The organism is Actinophytocola sp. (assembly GCF_050699915.1).
Taxonomy (GTDB): Bacteria; Actinomycetota; Actinomycetes; order Mycobacteriales; family Pseudonocardiaceae; genus Actinophytocola.
This window is the reverse complement of record NZ_JBOHGA010000049.1, coordinates 1-23113: the sequence shown is the minus strand read 5'-3', so window position 1 is coordinate 23113 and position 23113 is coordinate 1. Positions and strand designations below refer to the sequence as shown.

Genomic DNA, 23113 nt, shown 5'->3' with positions numbered 1-23113 from the left:
TGCGAGGATGATGACATGGCACAACTTCGCATCGCGATGGCGCAGGTCAACGCCACCGTCGGGGATCTCGACGGGAACGCCGCGCTGGTGGTCGAGTGGGCCGGGCGGGCGCGGGACGCGGGCGCGCACCTGGTGGTCTTCCCCGAGATGGTGCTCACCGGCTACCCCGTCGAGGACCTCGCCCTGCGGGAGTCGTTCGCGGCGGCCGCGAAGCAGGCGCTGACCACGCTCGCCGGCCAGCTCGACCAGGCCGGCTGCGGGGATGTCGCCGCGGTGGTCGGCTACCTCGACCGCGACGAGGTCGGCCCGCGGGACGCGGTCGCGGTGCTGCACGGCGGCTCGGTCGTCGCCCGGCAGTTCAAGCACCACCTGCCCAACTACGGCGTCTTCGACGAGCAGCGCTACTTCAAGCCCGGCCAGACGCTGGACGTCCTGCGCGTCCACGGCCTCGAGGTCGGCCTGGTGATCTGTGAGGACATCTGGCAGGAGGGCGGCCCGATCTCCGCGCTCGGCGAGGCGGGCGTCGACGTCGTAGTGGCCCCCAACGCCTCGCCGTACGAGCGCGACAAGGACGACGTCCGGCTGCCGCTCGTGGCCCGGCGCGCCGCGGAGGCCGGCGCCCCGCTGGCATACGTGAACCTGGTCGGCGGACAGGACGACCTGGTCTTCGACGGCGACTCGATGGCCGTCGCGGCCGACGGGTCGCTGCTGGTCCGCGCGCCGCAGTTCGTCGAGCACCTGGCCGTGCTCGACCTCGACCTGCCCGGGGGCGCCGCGCGGACCGAAGGCCGCGTCGGCGAGTTCACCGTGACCCGGCGGACCCTGCACGCCGACCCGCTGCCGGCCTACGAGCCGGTGGCCGCGCCGGCCCCGGCCCAGCCGCTGCCCGAGCTCGCCGAGGTGTGGTCGGCGCTGGTCCTGGGGCTGCGGGACTACGTGTACAAGAACGGCTTCCGCTCGGTCGTGCTCGGCCTGTCCGGCGGCATCGACTCCGCGGTGTGCGCGGCGCTCGCGGTCGACGCGCTCGGCGCGGACGCGGTGCACGGCGTGTCGATGCCGTCGGTCTTCTCGTCCGAGCACTCCCGCTCCGACGCGCTGGACCTCGCCGAGCGGGCCGGCCTGCACTACCAGGTGCAGCCGATCGCCGACATGGTCGCGGTGTTCACCGCGCAGCTCGGGCTCACCGGGCTCGCCGAGGAGAACGTGCAGGCCCGCTGCCGCGGGGTGACGCTGATGGGGCTGTCCAACCAGCACGGCCACCTGGTGCTGGCGACCGGCAACAAGACCGAGCTGGCCGTCGGCTACTCGACGATCTACGGCGACGCGGTCGGCGGGTTCGCGCCGATCAAGGACGTGCCCAAGACGCTGGTCTGGGAGCTGGCCCGGTGGCGCAACGAGACCGGCCCGGGCGCGCCGATCCCGGAGAGCTCGATCACCAAGCCGCCGTCCGCGGAGCTGCGGCCCGGCCAGATCGACACCGACTCACTGCCCGACTACGAGCTGCTCGACCGCGTCCTGGACGACTACGTCGAGGGCGACCGCGGGTACTCCGACCTGCTGGCCGCGGGCTTCGCGCCGGAGCTGGTGGATCGGGTGCTGCGGATGGTCGACAAGGCGGAGTACAAGCGGCGGCAGTACCCGCCCGGCACCAAGATCACCTTCAAGGCGTTCGGGCGGGACCGCCGCCTGCCGATCACCAACGGCTGGCGCGAGGGCAAGTAGCTACTCGAAGCCACCGCGCGTGAAGGGGCTGACCGAGATCGGCCCGTCGCACAGCGCCGGCATCTCCTCCATCGCCGCCGGCGGTTCGACCTCCAGCGGGCGGTCGTCCGAGGGCAGCGTGACCTGCGCGGAGATCGGTCCCGAGCAGTCCTCCCGAATGCCGGACTCCGGGGACGGGTAGTTCACGTACATCGACGCCTGCTCGTCGGGGCCGATGATCACCAGGTCGACCGGCCCGTCGCCGCCGGCCGTCTCCTGGGCGATGTCGTACGGGTCGCCGCTGGGCGCGATGAACGTGATGTCGCCGACGCCCTCGATCCGGCACTCGGCGCCGCTGACGTTCGTCAAGACCACGGCGGTGCTCCACATCTCCGGCGAGAAGGCCCCCTCGGCCAGCTCCGGCGAGACGTCGTCCGCGGTGCACCGCGCCGGGCCGCCGTCCGCGGGCTCGGCCGGCGCCGCCGTCTCCCCCGGCTGCTCGGCCGGCTCGTCCCCCGCGGTGACCGTCTCGGTGGCGGTCGGCGCGGCCTGCCCGGCCGCCTCCGGGTCGCAACCCGTGAGCAGGGCCGCGGCACCCGCCGCGAACAACACCGTTGCCGTGATTCGTGCGTTGACGTTCATCTGCGACTCCCTCGGTCCCTGTGGTGTTCCTCCGCCCCGTAGGACGGCCGGGCCGCGGGATCGTTGCCCACCGTGGGCGCGGGTGCACAGGCGGTCAAACCGGCTGCACGCCGAAAACAACGGCCAGGTCAGGTGACGATCAGGACGAAACGGGAGCCGTCGGGGTTCTCGTACTCGTCCGGCGTGCTCAGCCAGACGAGCGAGGTCAGCTCCGGCATGTACGCAGGCTGGATCGGTGCTGGGCTCTGGCACGAGCGGGTGTCGCGCGGCCGTGTGAAGCTCGTCGCAGCGCGCTGTATACACGACGAGTTGGTGCGACTCTTGATTCGTAAGCCATCCACGAATACCCGGGGACCCGTGTACGCGGGCCTCGAGGGAAGGACGGTAGACAATGACGTCAGCACTTCCCCCTGCCGCGGATCGCGGCGGCGAGGTGGCGGCCCCGTACGGCACCGGCCCGAGCGCCGCGCCGAAGCCGGCGAAGCGGGTGCGCATCCACCATCTGCGGGAGCTCAAGGAGCGCGGCGAGCCGTGGCCCATGCTCACCGCCTACGACATGTACACCGCCGAGCTGTTCGACGAGGCCGGGATCCCGGTGCTGCTGGTCGGCGACTCCGCGTCGAACAACGTCTACGGCTACGAGTCCTCGCTGCCGGTCACCGTGGAAGAGATGGTGCCGCTGGTCCGCGCGGTGACCCGCTCGGTCAAGCGCGCCCTCGTCGTCGCCGACCTGCCGTTCGGCTCCTACCAGCTCTCGCCGGAGCAGGCGCTCGAGACGTCGGTCCGGATGATGAAGGAGGGCCGCGCGCACGCGGTGAAGCTCGAGGGCGGGCGGGCGTTCGCGCCGCACGTCAAGGCCATCACCACCGCCGGCGTGCCGGTGATGGGCCACATCGGGTTCACCCCGCAGAGCGAGCACAACCTCGGCGGCTACCGGGTGCAGGGCCGCGGCGACGCGGGCGACGACCTGGTCGCGGACGCGCACGCGTTGCAGGAGGCCGGAGCGTTCTCGGTGGTCATGGAGATGGTGCCGGCCGAGGTGGCGAAGCGGATCACGCACGAGCTGCGGGTCCCCACGATCGGCATCGGCGCCGGCCCGGACTGCGACGCGCAGGTGCTGGTCTGGCAGGACATGATGGGCCTGCGCCAGGGCAAGGCGCCGCGGTTCGTCAAGCGCTACGCGGACCTCGCGGGCGTGATGCGGGGCGCGGTCGAGCAGTTCGCCGCCGAGGTCCGGGGCGGCGAGTTCCCCGCGCCGGAGCACGTCTTCCACTGAGTCTCGACACCGTCGGCCGCCCCGCTTCGCCGGGGCGGCCGATTTCTTTTTCGGGGACTTGTCGATCCGCCGACGAGCCGGTCGACGAGTGGGCAGGACCAGTCCGAACCGAAGGAGAGAACGATGAGCAAGATCGTGGTCGACAGCTTCCTGACCATCGACGGCGTCCTGCAGGCCCCCGGCGGGCCGGAGGAGGACAAGGAGGACGGCTTCCCCCACGGCGGCTGGCAGGCCCCGCTGTTCGACGAGGAGTGCGGCGAGTACGTCGGCGAGGGCTTCGCGCGGATCTCGGGCCTGTTGCTCGGCCGCAAGACCTACGAGATCTTCGCCGGCTACTGGCCACACCACGAGGAGATCGACGTGGCGAAGCCGCTCAACACGTTGCCGAAGTACGTGGCCTCGCGCACGCTGACCGCGGTGGAGTGGCAGAACTCCACGCTGCTCGGGCCCGACGTGCCCGGCGCGGTCGCGAAGCTGCGCGAGCAGGAGGGCGGCGAGATCCACGTGATGGGCAGCGGCGACCTCATCCAGACCCTGCTCCAGCACGACCTGGTGGACGAGCTGTCGCTGATGATCTTCCCCGTGGTGCTGGGCACCGGGAAGAAGCTGTTCGCGGAGGGCGCCACGCCGGCCGCGTTCGAGCTGGCCGAGTCGCGGACGACGTCCTCGGGCGTGGTGATCTGCCGCTACCGCCGGGCCGGCGAGGTCACGTACGGCTCGTTCTAGCCCCGGTTTCGACGCGCGACTCGACGTGCGACTCGACGTGCGCCTTGAGGCGGCGCAGGGTCGTGGCGATGTTGGCGGCGTTCGTGCCGGCGCGGTCCGGCTCGCCGGTGATCCAGATGGCGATCGGCACGAACCACCGCGGCACGCGCAGCCAGCTGGTCTCGGTGACCCGGCAGCCGGCGCCGTCGGGCCGCAGGTCGTACTCCCAGCGGGAGATCGGCACCTTGAACGGGGTCGCGACCTCGTAGGCGAACCGGCGGCCCGGCTCCGCCTCGGTGACCCGGCACCAGGTGGTCCACCGGCGCCAGCCGTTGCGGTTGCTGCCGGCGAACCGCGCGCCGACGGCCGCCGAGGTGGTGGCGCCGCGCCAGCGGACGCGGCACCACCACCTCGGCGAAGTCGACCATCACCGTGGGGTCACTGACGAGCCGGTACACCTCGTCCGGCGTGGCGTCGATCGTCACCGCACCGGTGGCGAGCGGTTCGCTGGAGGTCATGTCCCGACTTCAACAGCGGCCCGCCGGCCGGTCAAGGCGGGTCGACCGCGAGACCATCGGGCGGCTAGCTGGACTGTCAGGCACGGCCGTGCGGCTCGGACCAGGTGGCCAGGTCCGGGCCGCGCGGCACGATGAGCGTCGGGTTGATCCGCTCGTGCGTGGCGTAGTAGTGGCGCTTGATGTGGTCGAAGTCGACCGTCTCGCCGAAGCCCGGGGTCTGGTACAGGTCGCGCGCGTAAGCCCACAGCACGGGCAGCTCGGTCAGCTTGTGCCGGTTGCACTTGAAGTGGCCGTGGTAGACGGCGTCGAAGCGGACGAGCGTGGTGAACAGGCGGATGTCGGCCTCGGTGATCCGGTCGCCGACCAGGTAGCGCTGGTTCGCCAGTCGCTGCGTCAGCCGGTCGAGCTCGGCGAACAACGCGTCGAAGGCCTCGTCGTAGGCTTCCTGGCTGCTCGCGAACCCGGCCCGGTAGACGCCGTTGTTGACGTTGCGGAAGATCGGCTCGACGACCGCGTCGATCTCCTCGCGCAGGGCCTCTGGGTACAGGTCGGGCGCGTCGGGGCTCTGGTGATCGCGCCACTCGGTGGACAGGTCCAGCGTGATCCGCGGGTAGTCGTTGGTGACGACCTTGCCGGACTCGACGTCCACGATCGCGGGGACGGTGAACCGGCCCTCGAACCCCGGGTCGGTCGCGAGGTAGGCCTCGGACAGGTACTCGATGCCCAGCACCGGGTCGCGGCCGCCCTCGTCGAGGGTGAACCGCCAGCCCTTCTCGTCCCGGATCGGGTCCACCACGGCGAGCGAGATCGCGCCCTCGAGCCTGAGCAGCCGCCGCACGATGATCGAGCGGTGCGCCCACGGGCAGGCCAGGCTCACGACCAGCCGGTACCGGCCGGGCTCGGCCCGCCAGCCCGACGAGCCGTCCGCGGTGATCCGGTCTGTGAACCGGTTCGCCTGCCGCACGAACTCGCCCCGCGTCGGGGTTTCCCCGCCGAACCGCACGGTCGCCATGACCCGACCATATGTCTCAGCGAGACTGTGCGCATGCGCTTCCTCTACCCGCCGGTCGAGCCGCACGACGAGGGCATGCTCGACGTCGGCGACGGGCACCGGATCCATTGGGAGGTCAGCGGGAACCCGGCCGGGCGGCCGGTGGTGTTCCTGCACGGCGGCCCCGGCAGCGGCTGCACCCCGCTGCAGCGCCGGCTGTTCGACCCGGCGGCGTACCGGATCGTGCTGTTCGACCAGCGTGGCAGCGGACGCAGTACCCCGTCGGTGGTGTCGCCGGACGCGGACCTGTCGGCCAACACGACGTGGCACCTGGTCGCCGACATGGAGGTGCTGCGCGAGCATCTGGGGATCGAGCGCTGGCAGCTGTTCGGCGGCTCATGGGGCGCGACTCTCGCGATGGCGTACGCGCAGACCCACCCGGAGCGGGTGAGCGAGATCGTGCTGCGCGGGGTGTTCCTGCTGCGCGAACGGGAGCTGGACTGGATGTACCGGGGCGGGGCGGGGAACCTGTTCCCGGAGGCGTGGGCTTCCTTCGCCTCGTTGGTGCCGTCCGGTGATCCGTTGGCCGGGTACCACCGGTTGGTCCACGACCCCGACCCGGACGTCCGCGCGCGGGCCGCGGCGGCGTGGAGCAACTGGGAGGGCGCGGCGGTCTCGCTGACCCCGAACCCGGGCCTGGTGGCGACGTACGCGGACCCCGAGTTCGCGGTGCCGTTCGCGAGGATCGCGCTGCACTACTTCACCCACGGCGGCTGGCTCGAGCCCGACCAGCTGGTGCGCGACGCGGGCAAGCTCGCCGGCATCCCGGGCCGGATCGTGCAGGGCCGCTACGACGCGGTGTGCCCGCCGGTGACCGCGTGGGAGCTGCATCGGGCGTGGCCGGACTCGACGTTGCTGATGCTGCCGGAGGCCGGCCACGCGGTCACCGACCGGGGCGTGCTGGACGCCCTGCTGGAGGCGACGGACGAGTTCAGAGAGCTGCCGTGAGCGCCGCGTGCGCCTCGACCAGGGAGGGGCCGCACCAGGTGAGGTGGCGGCCGGAGACCAGCGCGTAGCGAGTGTCCGGAAAGGACTCGGGCCCGTCGTCAGCGGTGAACTCGTAAGGTTCGTCCGGCAGGACCACGAGGTCGAACTCCTTGGCGTGCAAGGCATCCAGCGTGGGGCGGGGGTAGCGGTCCGGGTCGTCGGCGTAGGCGTTGGCGACGCCGAGGCGCAGCAGGACGTCGCCGGCGAAGGTGTCCCGCCCCAGGACGACCCAGGGCCGGCGCCACACCGGGACGATCGCGGTCGCGTTCGTGGGCCGCACGTCGCGCCACAGGTCCTCGGCCTCGACGAGCCATGCCGGCTCGGGTGCCGCCAGGCCTTGGGTGAGGAGCCGACGGACCGAGCCGAGTCCCTCGGGCACGGTCGCCGCGGCTGCGGTGACCCACACCGGGATGCCGTCCGCGCGGATGCGCTCCACGTCCTCGGGCCGGTTCTCCTCCGCGTTGGCGACGACGAGGTCCGGGCGCAGGGCCAGGACGTCGTCGACGCGCGGGTACTTGGAGCCGCCGACTCGCGGCACGTCGAGGGTGGGCGGATGGGTGCAGTAGTCGGTGGCGCCGACGACCAGCCCGGGACTCGTGGCCTCGATGGCATCGGTCAGCGAGGGAACGAGGCTCACGACCGTGCGCGGCTGGTCGGTGAGCGGCACGGGCTCCCCGAGGTCGTCGATGATCAACGTTCTCCCCTGTCGCCGAGCAGGTCGACGGTCACGACCCACACCGTACGTCCGTCAACGGCCCGCGCTCTCCGCGTACTCGGCCAAGATGTCGGCGTGGCAGGGTTCTGGGGCGCACCAGCAGCCCAGCGCCCGACCGGTCAGCTCACCCTCGCTCAGCCGTCGCATGAGGACAGTCCGGCTCGGGAGCCACGACCGGTAGCGGCGGACCATCTCCTCCCGGTTGCCGCGCAGGCCGACGAACGGGTTGCCCCAGTCCGAGCCGGGCCAGGTGTGGCGGCGGCCGGCTCTGCCTACGTACGTGAGCAGGCCCGCTTCCGCCAGCCACGGCACGAGATGCTTGTGCGGGCCGCCCTTGCGGACGTTGACCACGATCGTCTCGCCGCCGAGTACCACCTCCGCCAGCTCGCGTTCGTCCTCGGTCCAGGTGTGGGCGCCTGGGGGCAGTGACTCAAACATCCGTGACGCGGATGCCGGCGTGCGCCTTGTACCGCCGGTTGATCGCGATCAGGTTCGCGGTGAACGCCTCCACCTGGTGCGCGTTGCGCAGCCGGCCACCGTAGACGCCGCGCATGCCCGGGATCGCGTCAGCGAGAGCGCGGACGACGTCCGTCGCCTCGCGGTCGTCGCCCAGGACGAGGACATCGGTCCCCATGGAAGTCATCGACAGGTCCGTCAGGTGCACCGCCGAGACGTGGTGGAACGCCGCCGTCACCCGCGACTCCGGCAGCAGCTTCTCCGCCTGCTGCGCCGCACTGCCCTCCTCGACCGGCAGCGCGTACGGGCCCTGCTTGTCGAAGCCCAGCGGGTTGACGCAGTCGATCACGATCTTGCCGACCAGCTGGTCGCGCACCGACTCCAGCAGCGCCGCGTGACCCTCCCAGGGCACCGCGACCAGGACCACGTCGGCCGCCGCGGCCGCGGCGGCGTTCTCCAGCCCGCGGCACCGTTCGACGCCCGCCTGCTCGCGCACCTCGGCGGCCGTGGCCTCACCGCGCTCGGCGCTCCGCGAGCCCAGCACCACCTCGATGCCCGCGCGGGCCCAGCGCAGCGCCAACCCCCGCCCCTGCGGCCCGGTGCCACCGAACACGCCCACGGTCAGCTCTGTCACGTCGGTCAACAGTCCTCCTCGAGACGCCTCAGACACGCTCGAAGGCCACCTTCCGGGCCTCCGCGTCCGCGTGGACCAGCCGCACCCTGACCGTGTCGCCTTCCGGGAGATCGTCCCCCGCGCACTTGGCGATGACCGGCGGAGTGGTCAGGAACACGTCGGCCGCACCGCCGTCCGCGCGCAGCACGATCGCGTCGAACTCGTGGCCGATCCGGTCGCCGAGCACCCACGCCTCGACCTGGTCCAGGCACGCCTTGTCGACCCGGCCGGCCAGCGTGTCGGAGCCCTCCATCAGCCCCGGCAGCTCGGGCAGGGCCGCACGCACCCAGTCGGCGACCGGCTCGCCGGCGGACACGGCGAGGCAGATCTCGGTGGCGAACCGGTCGACGAGCCGGCGCAGCGGCGCGGTGACGTGCGCGTAGGACGCCGCGATCCCGGCGTGCGTGGCGAGCTCGGGCTCGGTGCCGTCGAAGACCGTGTACGCCGCGCCGCGCAGCAGCCGGGTGGCGTCCATGTACAGCGCCAGCGCCTCCGGCTGGTTCGGGTCGAGGCCGGCGAGCAGCTCGGCGGCGTCGGTGCCCTTCGGCCAGTCGATGCCCAGCGAACGGGCCGAGCGGCGCAGCCAGCGGACCGCGCCGTTCTGCGCGGCGGGCAGCGTGCGCAGCACGCCGACGCCGGCGTCGAGCATGAGCCGCGCCGCCGCCCGGCCGGTGAGCAGCGAGATCTCCGCGTTCCACGCGTCGACCTCGGTGCGCGGGCGGAGCACGAGCCGCCAGCCGCCCTGCCCGTCCGGCTCGACCTCCTGGTCCGGCAGTGCCAGCTCGACCGCGCCGCGGCGGACCGCGCGCTCGCGGCGCAGCCGGCCGAGGTCGGGCAGCTCGGCGAGCGAAGGGTGCGGGGTGCCGGCGGCGAGCGCCGCCTGCACGGTGTCGTAGTCGAACCGGGCGACCGAGCGGACCAGCGCTCGCCGCACGTCGGCACCGGTCAGCGCGCCGTCGGCGGCACAGTCGAGGGTCCACAGGGCGGCCGGGCGGACCTGGCCGGGCAGCAGGCTCGCCGCACCCTCGCTGAGCACGGTGGGGTGCAGCGGCACGTTGCCGTCGGGCAGGTAGAGCGTCTGCCCGCGGCGGCGGACCTCGCGGTCGAGCGCGCCGCCGGGCGTGACGAACGCGCCGAGGTCGGCGATCGCGTAGTGCACCCGGAACCCGCCGGGGCGCCGCTCGACGAGCATCGCCTGGTCGAGGTCCTTCGCTCCGGGCGGATCGATGGTGACGAGCGGCAGGTCGGTGGCATCCTGCCGACCTTCGGCCACCACGCCGGCGGCCACCGCGCGCTCGGCCTCCTCGAGCACCGGCGCGGGGAACGCCGCGGGCAAGCCGAACTCGGCGCGAATTCGGTCGAAGTCGACCCCCGCGCGCTCGGTTCTGACCACCATGGGTCCGAACCCTAAACGTTGCGGACCGACAGCGGCCGAACCACGCGGCCGGACACGCGTCCAACCTATGGAGGTGCGCGATGACGCCGCAGGGCCAGGACGACCGGCGCCCGCGGGCGGCCGATCGGGGCGGCCCGGTGATACAGGCGTTCGCGCTGGCCGGCTGGCGGATCGGCGCCGCGGCCGGCACGGTCCTGATGATGTTCGTAGCGGTCCTGATCGCGACGTCCGACCCCGTGGCCTCCCTCGCCGGTCTGCTCATCGCGCTGATCCCGATCGGTGCCGGGCTCGGTGCGGGTGCCGGCCTGATGGCCCAGTCCGCCGCGCGGCAGCGGCCGCTCGGCTCGTCGGCGACCGAACGCCGAACCGCCCGGTTGGCCTCGGCGCAGGCCGCGATCCTGGAGCACGAGCTGCGTCCCCTCGGGCGCTGGGCGCGGTTCTACGATGCGTGCGCGCGGTCGGTCGCCACCTATCACGAGGTCGTGGCCACGGTCCCGAACGGACCCGGCCGGGATTGGCTGGCCGACATCGGCCTGACCCTGGACGCCGAGCTGGTCGAGGCCCTGCGGCTGGCGCGGCTCGGCGAGAGCCTGGAGCCGACCGAGGGGACGGCACCGGGCGAGACCGTGTACCAGGTGCTGAACCGGCTGCGGACGGCGAAGGAGTCGTTCGCGGAGACCACCGAGCGGGCGGCCGCGATCGCGCTCGACCTGCGCGAGGACTCCAACTTCGTGCAGGTGCGCGCCCAGCTGGACATGCTCGCCGCACAGGCCCCACGCCTGCGGAGCGGCGGCGTCTAGCGCCAGGACTGCTGCGCGGGAAATCCGCGTGGCGGGGTGTCCTCGTTCGCGTTGGAGTGCTGGGACGGGATCGGGTCCAGGCAGGACACCAGGACCTCCGTGTCCTCCGGGTTCTCGATCCGCTTGCCGGTGCGCTCGCGGTACACCAGCTCGCCGTCGACGTCGATCTCCACCAGGAAGCCGACCTCGGCCAGCTGCTCCTCGTCGAGGTTCACCAGCTTCTCGCGCCGCGAGGGCACCACCCGGTACTCCGGCCAGTCGAGGTGCCCGTACGCCTGATGGAACTCGGCGAGGATCTGGACCATCGCTTGCTGCCACGGCAGCGGCATCGACTCGACCAAACCCTTCGGCAGCACCACGTACCCGTCCGGCACGCCGGGATGTGGGCCGGCGGCCAGGTAGTCGTGCACCGGGGTAGCCGAAACGGGTCTGCCGACTGGCGGCGGGTACATGGTCATCGCGACCCCCAAACGTCTAGACGCCCGGCCGTACGGCCTGGGCCACCAACTCGTTCTCCGTGAAGCTCACCGGCCGGATGTGCACGGGCACGCCGGTCTGTTGTGCCTCCACGATCTTGCCGTCCCCGAGATACATGGCAACGTGGTGGATGGTCGCCGGATTGCTCTCGTCGTAGGCCCAGAACAGCAGGTCACCGGGTTGTGCCTGCTTCACCGGGAGCATCGCGCCCGCCTGGTACTGCTGGCGAGAAACCCTCGGAAGTGTGACGCCGGCGGACCGGTATGCCTGCAGCATCAGGCTCGAGCAGTCGTAGGAGTTCTGGTGCGTGGTCAGCGCACCCCACTGGTACGGCTTGCCCCGCTGGTTCAACGCGAACTTGACCGCGTTGCCCGCCTGCTTGGTGGGCGCCGGCAGCAGCCGCCCGGTTCCCTCGCCGCAGCCGGTCGGGTCGGAGACCAGGCCGACGTTGCCGATCAGGTGGGCGGCCATCGGCTCCCACTTGTGGTACCGGTCCGGGAACGCGGACCGCTCGACGTCCTGGGCGGACTCGCCGGGGCGCTGCTGGTCCCAGTTCGGCACCTCCGCCAGCACGTCGTAGAACTTGTTGATCGCGTAGTCCGGATCGGTGACCTGCTCGGGCGTGCCCCAGCCCATCGACGGGCGCATCTGGAAGATGCCCAGCGAGTCGCGGTCGCCGTAGTTGAGGCTGCGCAGGCCGGACTCGGTCATGCCGGCCTGGATGGCCACCTGCCAGGCACGCGGCGGCAGCTTGCGCTTCTTGCCGATCGAGATGATCATCCCGACGTTGCCGCGCTGCTCCTCGGTGAGCCCGGCCGCGTCGGCCGCGCCGCTGCCGGCCGGCCCGCTGGTGATCGGCCCCAGCATGGCGTTGCACGTCTGGCCCGCCCGGCGCGCCTGGTCCGCGGCCTGGTCCTCGCTGATCACGGTGGTCACCGCGCTGACACCGACGACGGCGACGGTCACCACCGTCACCAGGCCGCCGACCACCAGCGCGGACTTCATCACGCCACCTGCTCGTAGTAGGCCACCCGCCAGCCCTGCGGAGTGTCGATGACCGTGATCGCGATGGTGCCGCCGTCGGTCGGCAGGTTGGCCGTCACCGAGCTGGTGAAGGACTCCTTGGGCACCGGTCGCCCGGTGACCTTGGTGGCCGGGATGTTCCCCGGGTCCACGGTCGCCAGCTCGACCATGTACTCCTCGGTGGTGTACCGCCGCAGCCCGCTCAGCCACTTCTCGCTCGTCGTGCCCTGCGGATGGTCGACCCAGGCCTTGCCCCACGCCTCGGCCACCTTCAGCGCTTCGTCCGCGGGCGGCGCGGAGGTCGGCTTCTGCGGCGGCGAGGGCAGCCGGGTCGGCAGGTCGCTCGTGGCGCCGCCGGTCCCGGGTGTGGGCAGCTCGCCGTCGCTCGTGTCCGGCTCGGCGCCGCCGGTGTCGCCCGGCGTGCCGCTCGTGCTGTCGGTGGTCTCGGCCGCCGCGCCGGAGCGCCCGTCACCGGACCCGGTGAGCTGCGGGACGACTATGCCGATCGTGAGCACGACCGCGCCGACCACGAGCACGACGCCGACGAGGTGGGCGGGCGAGCGCATCGGCCAGCCCCAGAGCTTCCGGTACACCGCGGCGCGGCCGCGGTTGGTTCGGATCGGCATCACTGAGTCCTGTTCAAAACAGGTCCCCGTCGCCACCGAGGGAACCGTTCCGGAGTGTTTCGAACAGGACTCATCACGTCACCACCGAGTCCGTGTCCCGCGGCCCGTCGCGCAGCGGCATCTGGCGAGGTGCCCGACGTGGCGCCGGCTCGCGCACCTCCAGCCCGCGCGACGGCCGGTACACCACGTGCACCGGGCGGCCCGCGACCATCTCCACGTCGGCCGGCCGCGGTCCGCTCTGGCGTGGGGGCACCGCGGCGGACTCGAACCGGCCGGCCGCCTCGCCGCGGCGGCCGCCGACCTGGGACGGCACCACGACGGCGTCCTCGCCCCAGTCCGCGTTGCGGTCCCAGCCGCGGTCGGTGACCGGCGCGGTGTCGACGAGCCGGCTGGTCCGACTGCTCGGCAGCGCCGCCGTCGGGCCTTGCCGCTCGGGCACTCCGGTCGACAGCAGGGCCGGTGACGCGTCGGCGCCCTCGATGGCGAGCCGGTTGCCCGGCAGGCTCCGCCGGGTGTCGAGCCGCTCGGCGGTCGCGGCGACCGGTCCGGTGGCCTCCGGTCGCGGCCGGCGCATCCGGCCGCCGGTGGTGGCGACGGTGTCGCCGGCCAGCTCCTCGTCGCGCAGCTGGTCCCAGAACTCGTCCTGCGGACCGCGCTCGGCCGGCGTGCCCTTGCGGCGGCGGAACCGGGAGAAGAGCCCGCCCGCGGTGGGCACCGAGGCGCCGGCCGCGCCGACGGACAGCTCCACCATCTGCCACATGCGCTTGAACGGCCGGCCGACCATGAGGAACACCAGCGTGACGATGCCGGCCAGCAGCATCTGGGTGAGCATCGACAGCCGCACGTCCGGGCCGAAGATCATCTGCAGGAAGCGGAAGTGGATGCCGGCCAGTACGGCCAGGATCAGCACGTTCAGCACGACCGCGCCGACCGCGCGGCCGACCTTGCGCAGGATGTCGTGGTGGAGCAGCGCGACCAGGCCGATCACCGGCGCGGCGAGCGTGAAGATCCGCAGCAGGAGCTGGGCCAGCAGCACCGCGAGCTTGGCGAGGAACTGGAACAGCGAGTACACGATCCCCTGGAAGAACCCGAGGAACCCGGCGCCGGTGCGGCTGCCCTCGGTGCCGGTGAAGTAGCCCTGCGCGGCGCCGAGCTCGTTGTAGATCCGCTGGTACTCCGCGCGCTTGGCCGCCTCGGCCTGGTCGTTGCCGTCCCGGCCGGACACCAGGTCGTCACGGGTCCAGGCCTGCGCGGCGAGCAGCGGTCGGCCGAACTCGAGCGCCTTGGGGTCGTCCGGCTTGCCGAACTCACCGCGCAGCCAGTTCTCGTAGACGACCCGGTTGTGCAGCTCGGTGGGCAGCACGTGCTGCTGCACGTCGTCGCGGTTCGGGTCCTCGAACCCGTTCTGGATGCCGGTGGTGGTGTCCACGATCAGCCGGTCGACCGCGTCGTAGTTGCTGACCAGCACGAGGCTCGAGGCGGCGAGCCACATGCCGCCGAACGCCCACAGCGTGCGCCTGCTGACCGCGGCGAGGTCGCCGCGCCAGATCTGGCGGAACATCGCGATCGCGAGGATCAGCATGAAGATGCTGAACAGCTGCACGAAGACGTTGTCGAAGATCGCGTCCGCGGCCTGCCCGATCTGCTGGTTGAGCCCGCCGAGCACGCCGCCCTGAGAGAGCGTGTAGTGCAGCGAGTTCGTCGCGGCGACGATGTTCTTGCCGATGTTGAACAGCTCGTTGCCAGCCCAGGTGTCGATCGTGGTGCTGGGGTTGGACAGCGTCAGCGGCTCGTTGCAGTTCGGGTCGTAGACGTGCCAGATCATGCCCGCGTAGCCGTGGTCGCGGTACGGGCTGTTGGGGAACTTCTTGTCGGTGTAGGGCACCCCGCTGTTCTCGCCGCCGCGCAGGCCGTTGCCCTGCGGCGGGTCGACCGCGCCGGCCATGCCGGCACCGGGGCGCTCGGGAAACGGCGCGCAGCTGGTGTCGTCGGCCGGCTGGGCCATCGCGGGCGTGCCGATCAGCGTGCTGAGGCCGAGCAGGGCGGAGACGACGAGCAGCGCCGCCCCTCTGGAAGAGCGGACCCGGGTGGCGGAATGTCTGCGCCGCCGCCGCGCCGTGAGAATCAGCGCGGCGGCCACCACCACCAGGATCGTGATCATGCCGCGTCCACTCGTCCCCGTTTGCCCGCCTGGGCCTTGCCGCCGTCCGGGCTCGTGCCGCCGCCGGAGCCGTTGCCGCGCTGGTCGACGGGGTGCGACTTGCCGCTCCCCTCGCCCCGACCGTTCTCCTCCTGGCCGTTGGCCGGCGCGGTGCCCGACTCGGTGGCCGGCTCTGTGCCCGGCTCGACGTGGTCGGCCGGCACGTCCTCGTCGGTGAGGCCGAGCTCGAAGTCGGCGGCGATCTCGAACTCGTCGTGCTCGGCGACGCCGTACTCGCTCTCGTCGTCGACGCTGCCGTCGCGCGGCGGGTTCGGGTCGTCGTCGTCGGGCAGGGTCGGGGCATGCTGGTCCGCCGCGGCGACCGCACCGGGGGTGCTCTCGCGCAGCGCGTCCGGCGTGGTGTCCATCGCGGTGCGCACGTGATCCAGATGTGGCCCGGACAGATCGATTCTGATGCGCTCGACGCCGCCCGCGCCGTCGCCGAAGATGAACTGGCGCGGCGAGGTGTCCCGCTCGGTGTCGCGGTGCGCGCCGGGCCGGCGGCCCAGGCTCGCGATCACCTGCTCGTAGCCCGCGCCGATCGGCACCTTCAGCAGCCGCAGCGCGTCGGCCTGTGCGGACTCGTCGTCCAGGCGGCCGACGAACACGGAGTCCAACAGCGACACGAATCCCTGGATGCGCAGGAAGTCCGCCGGGATCTGCGAGCTCAGCAGCACGCGGACGTTCCACTTGCGAGAGTCGCGGGCGAACCGGTTCATCAGCACCCGGCCGGTCGGCACCTCGGAGAGGAAGAACGCCTCGTCGATCCAGACACCCTTGCGCAGGTCCTTGGGCCGCTCGTAGATGGACCGCTGGGTCAGCCACGCGGCCAGGTTGAGCATCTCCACACCCAACGCCTCGGCGTCGGTCCAGTGCTCGCGGCCCACGCCGTCCTTGGGCAGCGTCAGGCCGGCCATCGTGAGCACGGTGAGCCGGTCGTCGCGCGTCTCGTGGTACGGGTCGGCGTCCTCCTCCGGGATGAGCAGCTGCATGCGCTCACGCATCTCGTCGAGGAAGTCGGCCACCACGACCGCGTGCTCGTGGTGCTCGGACGCGTCGCGACGCAGTGCTTCGAACACCAGGCTCGGGTCCGCGTCCTGGCGTCCGCCGACCATCCGCACCGCGCGCAGCAGCACGATCCGGGTCTGCGGCATGCGGGCCACGTCGTAGGGCAGCAGGCCGGAGAGCACGTCGAGCACGAGCCGGCGGCGGGTGGCCGCGGCCAGCGCCTTCTCCCGGCGCCACGCCCGCTCCGGGTCCTCCTCCTCGACGAAGTGGTCGAACTGCGGCTCGGCCACCACGCGGTAGGGGTTGAGGATGCCGGGCTGGGCGTTGAGCAGGTTGATCGGCCGCGCGTACGGGCGCAGCTCGGGCAGGTCGCACAGCCGCGACAGCGGGCCGGACGGGTCGAGGATCGTCCAGTGCGCCCCGGAGCGCAGCGTCTTGTAGACGATGCCGCCACCGAGGAACGACTTGCCGCCACCGAGCCCGGCGACCATCGCGGTCAGGCCGGAGCCGTCGCGGATCTCCTGGGCCATCCACGGGTCCCAGGCCACCGGCCGGCGGGTCGCCGTGCAGGTCTCGCCGAGCAGGATGCCGCGCCGGTCGCCGACCTCCGCGGTCGCGGTCGGCACGGAGGCCGCCGCCCACACCACCGAGCCGCGACGCAGGTAGGCCGAGGACGCGAGGGACTCGCCGGGGATGAACTCGCGGGCCAGCGCGTACTGAGACTCCGGGTGCTCGATCGCGACCTTCGGCTTGTACAGCTCCAGCAGCTGCTGGGCCAGCCGCAGCGCGTCGCGCTCGGTCGGGCCGGACACCGCGAGCCGCCACCACGAGCGCACCCGGGTGGCGAGCGCGGTGAAGCCCGACGTCATCTCGTCGTCGATCTCCAGCACCCGGGACGCCTGCCGGGCCAGCGACTGCGGCGGCTCGAGCTCGTGTTCCTCGGTGTAGTGGCGAACCTGCGAGCGGACCTTGTTCATCTGCCGGCCCAGCTCGCCGGAGACCTCCTCCGGGCGGCGCACGTAGATCCGCGCGGACCACTCCACGGACGCGGCGAGCCGGTCGGAGTGCTGCACCCACGGGTCGTCGATCTCGGGAATCTGCAGACCGTGCATCTGACCGACGGTCAACACGGCGACGTGGCGGGTCATGCCGGCGTTCGAGCCGGTGCGGCCGCGCACGGTGACGGTCGGCGCGTACGGGTCCTGGTGGAAGTCGGCCGCGTCGGTGAACGACGCCAGGTCCTCCGGCTCCCAGGCGGCGCCGGGCACGGCCGGCAGGTTGCGCGGCGCGGGCAGGCCCAGCGAGCACGAGCGGTGCATCAGCCAGGACATCTCCTCGGCCGTCACCGGCCGGCCCTCCAGCCCCGCGGAGCCGATGACCTGGTCGAGGTGCTCCACCTCGGAGTCCAGCGCGAGCAGCTCGGCGTCGACCGCGGTCGGGAAGATCTTGCGCAGCAGCGGGGCGGCCCGCTCGACGGCCCGGTCGACCATGTTCCTGGTCTGCACCTGGACGCCGAGGTAGACCTCCTTCTCCGCCATCGACCGGCCCAGCAGCTGCTGCTGCTCGCCGATCAGGTAGTCGTCGAAGGACAGCGCGCCCTGCGCGTCGGGCAACCGGTTGACCGCGTTGTGCACGTGCGCCTCGGCCCACATGCGGATCGGGTACGGCCGCGTCGTGACGCGCAGGTGCAGCCAGCGACCGGCCAGCTCGGCGTACTGCCCGGCGATGGCCGCGACCAGGTCCTGGCGCTGCGAGTCGGAACGGAACGACCAGCGCTGCGGGGCAAGCCGGTACCACGCGAACACGTCGTGTCCGTTGCGCAGCAGATGACCGTCGATGCTCCGGGCGGCGATGGTCGGCGTATACGTGGGAATGGACTGCTCCCCTGGCAGACGTCGGTTGCGCTTTCCGTTGCGGCCGGGTGCGACCGCGGGCCGGTACTGGGCCGGGTAGGCGCCATCCCGCGCGACGATCTTGGTCGGTGGCGGCGGGGGCGGCGCGGGCGGGTCACCCTGCGCCGCGTGACGCGGGCGGTAGCCCGGCCGGCCCTGCGGTAACGGTCCCGACGGGGGCTGTCCCTGACTGTGCGCGGGATGCTGCGCCGGATTCTGCGCGGCCCGCTCAGGCCCGCGCTTTCGCTTTCCGAACACCGCGAACCTCCTTCCTCCGGGCCGACTTCGTCTTGCCTGTCCGTACTGTCTGGTGCCGTACTGTCCGGTGCCGGGCCTTCGCGCTCGGGCGGGGCCGGCTGCCACGCTTGACGCGTGGCTTGGGTCGAGGCCGCTCGACGCGGATCCGGACCCGGGTCGCGCTCACCGCGCCGCCCTCGCCGGCGGTCGCCTCGCGGGGGGCGGTGAGCTCGCGGACCCACATCGCGGTCACCGAGGTGAGCGGTCGTTCGTGGCTGATGCGAGAGCAGATCAGCCGGGTGATCACGATCGTGGCCACGATGCCCCAGGCGACCGACCAGAACAGGGAGATGCCCATCCGCCGCTCGACGGTCAGCACGATGAGGAACACGAAGACGCCGACGCCCCACGCCACATAGCGGGCGCGCCACGGCATCGTGGCCTTTGGCGGACCGAGCCACACCGCATCGACGCGGTACACCTCGTCGTCAGTACGAATGCGCACGCGAAGTCCCTACTCGTGACTCAGCCGGTGAACAGGCCGGCGATCCAGGTGCCGATGTTCTGCCCGGCGTCCGTCGTCACCGCCAGTCCGATGATCGCGAGCGCGACGATGACACCGCCCAGGCGGCGCATCACGCCGGCGTTGTCGCCCTTGCCGCCGCCCAGCCACAGCAGGAGGAGCGCGACGACGAGCAGCAGGAGCGGGATGAGGTTGTCGAGGATCCAGTCGCGGACCCCTCCGGTGCCCAACTGGCCTTCCTGGGCGAGCTGAAGAGTGGTCATGGCGATCATGTCTTACTCCCAAATGCGCGGAGCGGGTTCGGTCGAGGGCACCCCGCGGCCGGTCATCTTCTGCTGTTCGTTCGGCTGTTTGTTCAACAATCAGTAGAGCACACGATGTGTAGCGGCAAGAACCCTCTCCGTATGTCCCACGTCGTGTCCTGGCTTCTCCTCGACGGCTGACCGGGTGCCATCAGACCACACTCCATGATGAAGTGAACAAGGCGATCACGAGCCTTTATTGGCTCGATAGCCTGGTACTTTCACTCGGATGCGGGCCGTCCATCACCGTAGGTGCGGGCCGTCGTAAGTCAAGACGTGAGCCAAGCCACCCGCACGGCCGACGTGTACGGAACGTGGCTTCTTCGTGACAACGCCGTGAGAACGGCTCGCCCGGACGCTGTCGAGGCCTGGCCGGATGTAGTACTCGCTGAGCCGAACGGCCCTGTTCAGGCCGCCATCCGGCCTACACTCACATCGCCGTGACCGGAGCGTGACCATCGGGGTTCCCCGCATGACCACCCGATGGGCGCAACCGTAGCGGGCGGACGAGCCGACATGTAAGCCGGATTCTGTCCACGGCGCCCGGGGGCGCCGGTGGGCGATCATCCATCTGGGCCCGCCGTCACCGACAGGCTCGTGCGGCCTACCCGCAGGCTCGGGCGGGCAGCCCTCGTGCGCCTGCGCAGGAGTCCCGAAGGTCTCCCTCTTGGCCTTGCTCCGGGTGGGGTTTACCGAGCCACCCCGGTCACCCGGGGTGCTGGTGGTCTCTTACACCACCGTTTCACCCTTACCTGGCGTGGCCCGCCGGCACCAGAGGCACCGACAGGTCGCACCAGGCGGTCTGTTCTCTGTGGCACTGTCCCGCGGGTCGCCCCGGGTTGCCGTTAGCAACCACCCTGCCCTGAGGAGTCCGGACTTTCCTCGACGAGTTTCCCCGCCGCGACCGCCCTGCCGACTCGTCCGCGGGCACAGGATCTCATGCCAGACCCTGTTTCGAAGTTTCCACCCGGTTCCTACCGCCACGAGTTGAGCTTCGAAACAGGGTCTGCCAGATGAGAGGTGTCGTTCACCAGGCGGACGGACGCGTGGCCGTCCGGGAAGAACTCCACGATCGAGAGCGACGCCAGGTCCAGGTGCAGGCGGTACAGCAGCGACGGACCGGCGTCGAGGCCCATCCGCAGCAGCGACTTGATCGGCGTGACATGGCTGACCACGACCGCGGTCCCGCCACCGATCCGGGCGACCAGGTCGTCGCGCACCCGGCGCACCCGGCGATGGACCACGTCGAAGCTCTCGCCGTCCGGGGCGGGCAGCGCGGGGTCGGCGAGCCAGCGGCCGTGCAGCTTCGGGTCGCGCGCCGAGGCCTGGGCGAACGTCAGCCGCTCCCACGCGCCGAAGTCGGTCTCCACCAAGCCTTCGGCCACCTCGACCGGGCCGCCCGTGGCCTCGGCGATCGCCGCCGCGGTCTGTCGGGCCCGGCCCAGCGGCGAGGAGACGATCCGGGTGCCCGGCTCGATCATGCCGGCGACCCGGTCGGCCACGGCCTTGGCCTGCCGCTGCCCCAGCTCGGTCAGCGGCACCTCGCCGCGGCCGGAGTAGCGGCGCTCGATCGACAGCTCGGTCTGCCCGTGCCGCACCAGCAGCAACCGGGTCGGCGTGCCGGTGGCGCCGGTCCAGCCGGTGGCGGGTGCGGGCCGCTGCGCCCGCTCAGCTTTTCCCGGCGCTTCCTTCGGTGGCTTGCCGGCCTGGGCGTCCATTGCCTCGTTGGCAAGGCGGTCGGCATGGGAGTTGCGGGCCCGGGGAATCCACTCGTACCGAATCGTTGTAAAGCCGCGGGCGATTTTCTGCGCCTCCAGCGCGATCGGCTGCAGGGCGGCGTGCTTGATCTTCCACCGGCCGGACATCTGCTCGACAACGAGCTTGGAGTCCATCCGCACGTGGACCTCGTCCGCGCCCAGCTCGGCGGCCGCACGCAGCCCGGCGAGCAGGCCCTGGTACTCGGCGACGTTGTTGGTCGCGACCCCGATGCCCTCGGCCCGTTCGACCAGCACGTCGCCGGTGGGCGCGTCGCGAACCACCGCGCCGTACCCGGCGGGCCCGGGGTTGCCGCGGGACCCGCCGTCGGCCTCGACGATGACCTTCCCGCCGACCTTCACAGGCCCGACTCCGGCGTCCGCACCATGATCGCCCCGCACTCCTCGCAGGTGAGCACCTCGTCGGCGGCCGAGCCGGCGATCCGGGAGATCGCGCTGCGGTCCAGCTCGATGCGGCACGCGCCGCAGCGGCGGGCCCGCAGCAGCGCGGCGCCGATGCCCTTGTTCTTGCGCACCCGCTCGTAGAGGCCCAGCAGCGGCTCCGGGAACCGCGGCACCAGCTCGACCCGCTCGGCGTCGCGGCGGGCCTGCGTGGTCTCGAGGTCGGCGAGAACCTCGTCGCGCCGTCGGTTAGCGTCGGCCAGCGCCTCCTCGGCCTTCGCGAGCTCGACGCCGGCGTGCTTGCTGTCCATCTCGAGCGCCTCGCGCCGCTCCATCAGCTCGAGCAGGTCGTCCTCGAGCGTGCTCTGCCGGCGCTGCAGCGTCTCCAGCTCGTGCTCGAGGTCGGTCATCTGCTTCGCGGACACCGTGCCGCCGGCGAGCAGCCCGCGGTCGCGGTCCTCGCGGGCGCGCACGGCGTCGATCTCCTTCTCCTGCCGGCGCACCTCGCGGTCCACGTCGGCGAGCGTGGTGTCGCCGGCGACCTGGGCGTCCCGTTTGGCCTGCACCGCCTTCTCGGCCTCGGCGACCTCGGCGAGCTCGGGCAGCGTGCGGCGCCGGTGCTCGACCCGGCCCAGCTCGGCGTCCACGTCGGCGAGCTCGAGGAGGCGGCGCTGCACAGCGGGATCGGCTTTCACCCTGAGAACCTCCACGGATCGGTGCGTCGAGTCGACACGATGACCTCGACCGTACCGCCGAGCACGTCACGCAGGATCGCCGCCGCCTGCTCGCACCACGGCCACTCGCTCGCCCAGTGCGAGACGTCGACGAGCGCGGGCACGTCCGGCGCGGCCAGATGCTCGCTCGCCGGGTGGTGGCGCAGGTCGGCGGTGACGAAGGCGTCCACGCCCGCGCGGGTGGCGGCGTCGAGGTAGCCGTCGCCCGCGCCACCCGAGACCGCGACTGTCCTGATCGGACGCTTCGGGTCGCCGGCGGCGCGCACGCCGCCCGCGGTGGCCGGCAACGCGGCCGCGACCCGCTTGACGAACGTCTCGAACGGCTCGGCGTCGGGCAGCTCGGCGATCCGCCCGATGCCGGTCCGGCCGTCCGGGTTGGGCGCCAGCGGGCCGACGGGGGTGAGCCCGAGCGCTTCGGCGAGGGCGTCGGAGACCCCGGGCTCGGCGGAGTCGGCGTTGGTGTGCGCGCAGAACAGGGCCGCGCCACCGCGAACGAGCCGGTGCACGAGGCCGCCCTTCGGCGTGCTCGCCGGCACGCCGTGCACGCCACGCAGCAGCAGCGGGTGGTGTGCGACGACCAGCTCCGCGTCCACTTCCAGCGCCTCGTCCACAGTGGACTCGACGGGGTCGACGCAGACCAGGATGCGGCTCACCCGCTCGGCCGGGTCGCCGCAGACGAGCCCGACCGCGTCCCACGACTCGGCCAGTTCGGGCGGGTACGCGGTCTCGAGAACCTCGACGACGTCCCTGACCGTCGTCATGTCGAGACCTCCGCGGTGAGCTCCGCCCGCAGCGCGTCGACCAGCAGTGCGGTGCGGGCGGGTTCCCGGACCGCCACCCGGAGGTGGTCGCCGGTCAGGCCGGGGAACGTGTCGCCGCGGCGGACGGCGATGCCGCGGCGGCGCAGGCCCTCGCGGACCCGGGCGCCGTCGCGCACCCGCAGCAGCAGGAACGGCGCCGCGGCCGGCTGGTGGACCTCGACGCCGGGCAGCGCGGCGAGCGCGGTGGCGAGGTG

At 72.2% G+C, this 23113-nt stretch carries 21 protein-coding genes, 1 other RNA gene and 2 pseudogenes; 5 read left to right on the top strand and 19 right to left on the bottom strand.

Features of this window, described 5'->3' with window-relative positions; genetic code table 11:
- Positions 1-15 precede the first annotated feature (15 nt).
- Entirely contained in the window at positions 16-1722 is a 1707-nt protein-coding gene (locus ACRDSK_RS11960) for an NAD+ synthase (RefSeq protein ID WP_431440403.1), read from the top strand.
- Here the strand turns inward: ACRDSK_RS11960 and ACRDSK_RS11955 are convergent, their stop codons facing one another.
- On the bottom strand, positions 1723-2343 hold the full coding sequence (locus ACRDSK_RS11955) for a DUF4232 domain-containing protein (protein WP_431440401.1): 621 nt from the start codon (positions 2341-2343) through the stop codon (positions 1723-1725).
- A gap of 391 nt (positions 2344-2734) precedes the next feature.
- Here ACRDSK_RS11955 and panB point away from each other — a divergent pair, with 391 nt between their 5' ends.
- Positions 2735-3619, top strand: a complete 885-nt coding sequence (gene panB / locus ACRDSK_RS11950) for a 3-methyl-2-oxobutanoate hydroxymethyltransferase (RefSeq protein ID WP_431440399.1) — start codon at positions 2735-2737, stop codon at positions 3617-3619.
- 123 nt (positions 3620-3742) lie between these two features.
- Positions 3743-4345: a dihydrofolate reductase family protein gene (locus ACRDSK_RS11945; protein ID WP_431440397.1), complete on the top strand. Its 603-nt coding sequence runs from the start codon at positions 3743-3745 to the stop codon at positions 4343-4345.
- On the opposite strand, the pseudogene ACRDSK_RS11940 reads toward ACRDSK_RS11945, so the two are convergent.
- Positions 4326-4664, bottom strand: a pseudogene (locus ACRDSK_RS11940) (SRPBCC family protein); the annotation flags it as partial. The gene ACRDSK_RS11945 and the pseudogene ACRDSK_RS11940 overlap by 20 nt on opposite strands.
- Before the next feature lie 254 nt (positions 4665-4918).
- A complete protein-coding gene (locus ACRDSK_RS11935) occupies positions 4919-5854 on the bottom strand; it encodes a glutathione S-transferase family protein (RefSeq protein WP_431440396.1) in 936 nt (311 codons plus the stop codon).
- A gap of 33 nt (positions 5855-5887) precedes the next feature.
- On the opposite strand from ACRDSK_RS11935, the gene pip reads away from it, so the two are divergent.
- A complete protein-coding gene (gene pip, locus ACRDSK_RS11930) occupies positions 5888-6841 on the top strand; it encodes a prolyl aminopeptidase (protein ID WP_431440394.1) in 954 nt (317 codons plus the stop codon).
- Here pip and ACRDSK_RS11925 read toward each other — a convergent pair.
- From ACRDSK_RS11925 to ACRDSK_RS11910, 4 genes are read right to left on the bottom strand one after another with little or no spacing between them, the layout of a single operon-like run.
- Complete coding sequence (locus tag ACRDSK_RS11925; protein WP_431440411.1) at positions 6825-7571, bottom strand: helical backbone metal receptor; 747 nt, start codon at positions 7569-7571, stop codon at positions 6825-6827. The two genes, pip and ACRDSK_RS11925, sit on opposite strands and share 17 nt — an antisense overlap.
- Positions 7572-7628: 57 nt before the next feature.
- Positions 7629-8033: a DUF4326 domain-containing protein gene (locus ACRDSK_RS11920; protein ID WP_431440392.1), complete on the bottom strand. Its 405-nt coding sequence runs from the start codon at positions 8031-8033 to the stop codon at positions 7629-7631.
- On the bottom strand, positions 8026-8694 hold the full coding sequence (npdG, locus tag ACRDSK_RS11915; protein ID WP_431440390.1) for an NADPH-dependent F420 reductase: 669 nt from the start codon (positions 8692-8694) through the stop codon (positions 8026-8028). Before npdG ends, ACRDSK_RS11920 begins: the two co-directional genes overlap by 8 nt.
- A gap of 19 nt (positions 8695-8713) precedes the next feature.
- Complete coding sequence (locus ACRDSK_RS11910) at positions 8714-10120, bottom strand: RNB domain-containing ribonuclease (protein ID WP_431440388.1); 1407 nt, start codon at positions 10118-10120, stop codon at positions 8714-8716.
- Between the two features lie 80 nt (positions 10121-10200).
- On the opposite strand from ACRDSK_RS11910, the gene ACRDSK_RS11905 reads away from it, so the two are divergent.
- On the top strand, positions 10201-10920 hold the full coding sequence (locus tag ACRDSK_RS11905; protein WP_431440386.1) for a hypothetical protein: 720 nt from the start codon (positions 10201-10203) through the stop codon (positions 10918-10920).
- Here the strand turns inward: ACRDSK_RS11905 and ACRDSK_RS11900 are convergent.
- From ACRDSK_RS11900 to ACRDSK_RS11845, 12 genes and pseudogenes are all read right to left on the bottom strand, one after another.
- Positions 10917-11330 (bottom strand): hypothetical protein, encoded by a 414-nt coding sequence (locus ACRDSK_RS11900; protein ID WP_431440385.1) that lies wholly within the window; start codon positions 11328-11330, stop codon positions 10917-10919. The genes ACRDSK_RS11905 and ACRDSK_RS11900 overlap by 4 nt on opposite strands.
- 64 nt (positions 11331-11394) lie before the next feature.
- Positions 11395-12402 carry a C40 family peptidase gene (locus tag ACRDSK_RS11895; protein ID WP_431440383.1) on the bottom strand — a complete coding sequence of 336 codons (1008 nt, stop codon included), beginning with the start codon at positions 12400-12402 and terminating at the stop codon, positions 11395-11397.
- Positions 12402-13046 (bottom strand): hypothetical protein, encoded by a 645-nt coding sequence (locus ACRDSK_RS11890; RefSeq protein WP_431440381.1) that lies wholly within the window; start codon positions 13044-13046, stop codon positions 12402-12404. Before ACRDSK_RS11890 ends, ACRDSK_RS11895 begins: the two co-directional genes overlap by 1 nt.
- 73 nt (positions 13047-13119) lie before the next feature.
- Complete coding sequence (locus ACRDSK_RS11885) at positions 13120-15207, bottom strand: magnesium transporter (RefSeq protein ID WP_431440380.1); 2088 nt, start codon at positions 15205-15207, stop codon at positions 13120-13122.
- Positions 15204-18146, bottom strand: coding sequence for an ATP-binding protein (locus ACRDSK_RS11880; protein ID WP_431440410.1), 2943 nt, complete (start codon positions 18144-18146; stop codon positions 15204-15206). The genes ACRDSK_RS11885 and ACRDSK_RS11880 overlap by 4 nt, the downstream gene beginning before the upstream one ends.
- A gap of 229 nt (positions 18147-18375) precedes the next feature.
- Positions 18376-18888: a hypothetical protein gene (locus ACRDSK_RS11875; RefSeq protein ID WP_431440379.1), complete on the bottom strand. Its 513-nt coding sequence runs from the start codon at positions 18886-18888 to the stop codon at positions 18376-18378.
- Between the two features lie 20 nt (positions 18889-18908).
- Positions 18909-19178, bottom strand: a complete 270-nt coding sequence (locus ACRDSK_RS11870; RefSeq protein ID WP_431440377.1) for a hypothetical protein — start codon at positions 19176-19178, stop codon at positions 18909-18911.
- 533 nt (positions 19179-19711) lie between these two features.
- Positions 19712-20128, bottom strand: an RNA gene (gene rnpB / locus ACRDSK_RS11865) — RNase P RNA component class A.
- Positions 20129-20182: 54 nt separating this feature from the next.
- Positions 20183-21325 carry a bifunctional RNase H/acid phosphatase gene (locus ACRDSK_RS11860; RefSeq protein ID WP_431440375.1) on the bottom strand — a complete coding sequence of 381 codons (1143 nt, stop codon included), beginning with the start codon at positions 21323-21325 and terminating at the stop codon, positions 20183-20185.
- The gene (locus tag ACRDSK_RS11855; protein WP_431440373.1) at positions 21322-22059 is read right to left on the bottom strand and encodes a zinc ribbon domain-containing protein; all 738 of its coding nucleotides are present in this window, start codon (positions 22057-22059) and stop codon (positions 21322-21324) included. Before ACRDSK_RS11855 ends, ACRDSK_RS11860 begins: the two co-directional genes overlap by 4 nt.
- Positions 22056-22859 carry a Nif3-like dinuclear metal center hexameric protein gene (locus ACRDSK_RS11850; protein ID WP_431440371.1) on the bottom strand — a complete coding sequence of 268 codons (804 nt, stop codon included), beginning with the start codon at positions 22857-22859 and terminating at the stop codon, positions 22056-22058. Before ACRDSK_RS11850 ends, ACRDSK_RS11855 begins: the two co-directional genes overlap by 4 nt.
- Positions 22856-23113, bottom strand: a pseudogene (locus ACRDSK_RS11845) (Rv2231c family pyridoxal phosphate-dependent protein CobC); the annotation flags it as partial. The gene ACRDSK_RS11850 and the pseudogene ACRDSK_RS11845, both read right to left, overlap by 4 nt.